Source organism: Azospirillum sp. B506 (genome assembly GCF_000333595.1).
GTDB lineage: Bacteria > Pseudomonadota > Alphaproteobacteria > Azospirillales > Azospirillaceae > Azospirillum.
The window spans coordinates 1-5054 of record NZ_BADK01000946.1; the positions used below are offsets into that span (position 1 = coordinate 1).

Annotated in this window: 4 protein-coding genes; all 4 read right to left on the reverse strand. The window is 68.5% G+C overall.

From position 1 onward, the window contains the following. The coding region (gene xylB / locus I71_RS29225; protein WP_042702667.1) for a xylulokinase at positions 1–1052 on the reverse strand (1052 nt) is incomplete at its 3' end. A 156-nt stretch (positions 1053–1208) separates the two neighbouring features. Continuing rightward, the gene (gene glpD / locus I71_RS29230; protein WP_042702669.1) at positions 1209–2747 is read right to left on the reverse strand and encodes a glycerol-3-phosphate dehydrogenase; all 1539 of its coding nucleotides are present in this window, start codon (positions 2745–2747) and stop codon (positions 1209–1211) included. Next, entirely contained in the window at positions 2740–3603 is an 864-nt protein-coding gene (locus tag I71_RS29235) for an HAD-IIB family hydrolase (RefSeq protein WP_042702672.1), read from the reverse strand. Before I71_RS29235 ends, glpD begins: the two co-directional genes overlap by 8 nt. 2 nt (positions 3604–3605) lie before the next feature. Continuing rightward, positions 3606–4946, reverse strand: coding sequence for a sn-glycerol-1-phosphate dehydrogenase (locus tag I71_RS29240; RefSeq protein ID WP_042702675.1), 1341 nt, complete (start codon positions 4944–4946; stop codon positions 3606–3608). Positions 4947–5054: the final 108 nt, after the last annotated feature.

Below are 5054 nucleotides of genomic sequence, written 5' to 3' on the forward strand. Positions count from 1 at the left end.
GCGCCGCGCACGTCGGCGTCGTCTTGCGGCGACCAGCAGCCATCGAGATAGGGCAGGAACAGCAGGCTGGAGGCCAAGCGCCGTTCCGGCCCGAGATCCGCCACCAGTTCGCCGGCGGGGCGTTTCAGCATGCGGCCCAGCCAGTTGAGGCAGGAGGTGGCGGACAGGATCACCGACATCTGGTGCCAGACGCCGGGAACGGCGTGGCACAGCGTCTCGATGGCGCAGTCCAGGCTGGGGCGGGAGTCGCGGGTGGCGACGAACAGCACGCCCGAGGTGCCGAGCGACACCATGCCGGCCCCGGGCTCGACGATGCCACTGCCGCAGGCGCCGCAGGAATTGTCGCCGCCTCCGCCCGCCACCACCGGGCGCCCGGTCATGCCCCAGCGTTCGGCCAGCGAGGCCCGCAGGGTGCCGGACGGTTCGGTTCCCTCGACCAGCCGGGGCATCCGGTCGCGGTCGAGGTCGCTGGCCGCCAGCAGACGGTCCGACCAGTCCCGCCTCGCGACCTCCATCCACAAGGTGCCGGAGGCGTCGGCCATGTCCGACGCCTTCTCGCCGGTCAGCTTCAGGCGGATATAGTCCTTGGGCAGCAGGACGGTGCGGATCCGTTCGAAGACGCGCGGTTCGTGCCGGCGCAGCCAGAGCAGCTTGGGAGCGGTGACGCCGGGGGTCGCCCGCCGGCCGGCAAGCTTCCGCAGGTCCGGTTCGCGGGCCTCCAGTTCGCGGCATTCCTGCCCGGACCGGGTATCGTTCCACAGGATGGCCGGGCGTAGCGGGGTGTCGGCCGCGTCGAGGACCGTCGCCCCGTACATCTGCCCGGACAGGCCGATGCCGCGGACGGCGGCAAGGGCGTGGCCATGGTCGGCGGCCAGGCGGTCGACCGTTTCGCAGACGGCCTGCCACCACAGCTCCGGATGCTGCTCCGACCAGCCGCGTTGGGGACGCTGGACGTCGAGCGGACGCGACGACGCTTCGCCGATGAGGCGCTGACCGTCGTCGATCAGCAGCGCCTTCACTCCGGACGTGCCGAGATCGATGCCGAGAAACATCGTATTTCCTCCCTGGTTGGTGGGAAGCCCGTTTCTTTTGCGGACCGTCTCGGGTCCTCCGGGTCTTCCTCATCGTTGCGGTCGTATCGTCAGGCTGCCTCTGTCATGTCGTTGTCGCGTGTCGGTTCCCTGATGAGACGGCTCAGGCCGCCATTCTCATGCAGCCGTCATCAGGCCGCTCATGCTGTCGCGGATCGCCTGCACCTGGCGCCGGTCGAGCCGGAGCCCCAGCTTGCTGCGCCGCCACAGCACATCCTCGGCGGTCACGGCCCATTCGTTGCGCCGCATATGGTCGATCTCGGCCTCGGTCAGCCCGGCGCCGAAGTCGCGTCCAAGGGCGGAGGCGTCGCGGGCGCCGGCCAGCATGGCAAGCGCTTCGGTGCCATAGAAGCGGGTCATGCGCACCGCCTGCTCCGCCGTCAGGAAGGGGTGGGCGGTGGCGAGTGCTTCGACCTGTCCGGCGAAGCCCTGGCAATGGAAATCGCCGCCCGGCAGGCAGACGCGCCCGGTCCAGCCCCGGCGCGCGGCGATCTGATCGCGCAGGCCGGGCTCGAAATGCGGCGCCAGCCTGTCGAGAACGGCCTCCGCCAAGCGCCGGTAGGTGGTGATCTTGCCGCCGAAGATCGACAGCAGGGGAGCGGCCGCGCTCTCGTCGAGTTCGAGCGTATAGTCGCGGGTCGCCTTCTGGGCGGCATCCGTGCCGTCGTCGTAGAGCGGGCGGACGCCGGAATAGCTCCACACCACGTCGGCCGGCGTCACCGGACGGCGGAAGTAGCCGCTCACCGCCTTGCAGAGATAGCCGATCTCGTCGTCGCTGGCCGTGATCGAGTCCAGCGGTCCGGCATAGTCGCGGTCGGTGGTTCCGATCAGCGTGAAATCGTCCTCGTAGGGAATGGTGAAGACGATCCGGCCGTCACCATTCTGGAAGATGAAGCAACGGTCGTGATCGTACAGCCGCCGCACCACGATGTGCGAGCCCTGGACGAGGCGGGTCCGCCCCTTGGGCGGACGGCGGGCGATGTCGGCGGCGACGCCTGTGGCCCAGGGGCCGGCGGCGTTGACCAGGACGCGGGCCTGGATCTCGTGGTTGCGGCCGCCCAGCCGGTCCTCCAGGGTCAATGTCCATCGTCCGCCGACCGCCCTTGCCGACAGGCAGGAGGTCCGGGTCATGATCGTCGCACCCGCCCGCGCCGCGGCGCGGGCGTTCAGGATGACCAGACGGTTGTCCTCGACCCAGCAATCCGAATATTCGTAGCCGCGGCACAGCTCCGGGCGCAGCCCCTGTCCCAGCGGGCCGCCGGACAGGTCCCGCACCGCGGTTCCCGGCAGCAGGTCCCGCCCGCCGAGATGGTCGTACAGGAACAGGCCGAGCCGCAACAGCCAGGCGGGCCGCATGCCGGCGGCCTGTGGCAGGACGAAACGCAGCGGCCGCACGATGTGCGGGGCGATGCCCCACAGAATCTCCCGCTCCTTCAGCGCCTCGCGCACGAGACGGAACTCGTAATGTTCGAGATAGCGCAAACCGCCGTGCAGCAGCTTGGTGGAAGCCGACGATGTCGCGCCGCCAAGGTCGTCGCGCTCGCACAGAAAGACCTTCAGGCCGCGGCCGGCCGCGTCCCGCGCCAGCCCGCAGCCGTTGATGCCGCCGCCGACGATCGCGATGTCGTAGATGTCAGGCTTTTTGAACTCAGACATGGGCGCTCATTCCATTGTCCGGGGAAACCGCGGCCGGGGTGACGGCGGCAGGCGTTCCGGCGGCGCGGGCATCGAGGATGCGGCGGGCGATCTCCACGAAGCCGCTGCCGCCATGGCCGTCCGCCACATAGGCCGGCAGGACGACGCCGCTGTCGGCAAAGTCGCGGATGTTGGCGACGCCGCAGGAATTGGGGAAGAAGCCGAACATCGGGCCATCGTTCGGGCTGTCGCCGATGAAGACGACGCGCTCCTTTTCCGCGTCGAGATCGAATCCCAGGATGTCGGCGGCGAACAGCCGGGCCATCGACAGCTTGTCGTAATCGCCGAACCAGCCATTGACATGGATCGACGAGAGTTTGGCGATGGCGCCGGCGTCGGCGAAGATGCGGAGGACCCGCTCGACCGCCGGCTTGGGCAGTGGCGGCACATCCTCGCAGATGTCGATGGCGAGATCGGCTTCGCGGTAGAGCTGGTCGGATGCGATGCCGGTGCCGGGGACTTCCCGCAGGATGGTCTCGCGCAGGCAATCGAGCCGGGCACGATTGGCCTGCCGCTCCTCCGGGCTGGCGAAGAAGCGCTGGACCATCCGCCGCTCCTCGCGCTGGTAGGCGAAATAGAAGGCGCCGTTTTCACCGACCACGCCCGCCACCGGCCAGAAGCGGGCGATCATGTCGCACCAGCCGGCCGGCCGGCCGGTGATCGGCACCACCGCGAGACCGGACTCGTGCAACTGTTCCAAGGCGGTGTAGGCGTCGGCCGGCAGGCGGCCGTCGGAGGTCAGGGTGTCGTCGATGTCGGTGAAGACCGCCCGGACCTCCCTGAGCCGGGCATCCGGCAGGCTGGACACTGGACGCATGCTCATCCCTCCTGCGCGACGAAATCTTCAAGGATTCCCATATCCGCGGCCAGATCCAGGAAGGAGTATCGATCCCGGATCTCGCGTGCGTACAGAACGGCTTTCCGATAAAGGGCGGGGTCGAAGCCCAACTCCGCCGCGGTGGTGCCGCCGCCGGCGTTCCGCAGATGGCGGGTCAGCGCTTCGGCGGGGATCGCCATGGCGGACAGGCGTTCCCGCAGGGCGGGCCATGCCCGCTCCAGCCTGTCGTTGAAGATGTCGCAGGCGGCTTCGTCCATCGCCTTGGCCTTGCTCGCTGCCAGACACATGCCGACGGCTGCGGCGGGATAGCGGCGCCTGATGCCGTCCTCATCCACCACGGTGGGTCGGATTCTGGGCGGGCGCGGGTCGGCCAGGATCGCCTGCTGCAGGCGGGCCATGGTGATCGAGGTCAGGCCGACCTGCTGGCCGTGCACCGTTCCCGGATGGCCGTCGCCGGCGAAGCTGTCGAGCCAGTGGGAGATCTGATGCTCGCCCATCGAGCCGGGATGGCTCATGCCGGCGATGCTGAGCCCCAGCCCGCACAGGGTCAGAATGCGGTGCAGATAGCCGATGGCTTGGGGATCACTGCGTCCGATGGCGGCGGAGCGTTCGAACATCTCGCGCTCATCCTCCATCTGAAGGGCGAAGGGCGCTTCGAGATAGGCGGTGCCGAGAAGGCGGTGCGAGAAGTACCAGTCGATCTGCGCGGTGGAGCGGCAGATGCTGTCGCCGAACCCCGATGCGATCAGGTATCGCGGCGCCGCGGCGTTGACCTGGAGGTCGATGAACACCCCACGGGCCGCATGGGCGCGCTGGGTGGTCTTCAACCCCGACCGTAGCGTGATCGACGCCGTGGTCGAGGTGTAGCCATTCATCGACGGTGCCGTGCCGAACACGCAGTAAGGGCGGTCGTCGGTCGCCGTCACATATTTGCAGAGGTCGTTGATGGTCCCCGATCCGACGGCCACCAGCGCCTCGGCGCCCCGCGTCCGTTCGCGCAGATGCTCGACCTGATCCTCGTCGGCATGAGGATGGTCGAGGACGACCTCGATCGCCGAGTCTCCCAGGGCCCGAGCCACCGCCGCGCCCTGCGCGTCGCGGGTGGCCGGGTCGGACACGACCGCGACCCGTTTGTCGCCCAGGCAGCGGCGGACCAGATCGGCTTCTGCGCCCGCCAGGCTGTCGGCGATGACGATGGATTCGAAGGGCACGCTGGCCGGACGTCCGGTGTCGGGGTTGGTCCAGCGGCCGGCGATCACCTCGTCGATCAACCGGCCCCAGCGCTGGTCAACCGGGCGATGTCCCGGTGACGAAGTGTTCATGGCGTTCCGCCCTCCCACTGCATTCTTGTCGCTTGGTGTTGGCATTTTTCACGCATGGCCGGCATATGTCAATGTCGTTTTTCTGATTATCATGGCTTTTGACAATTT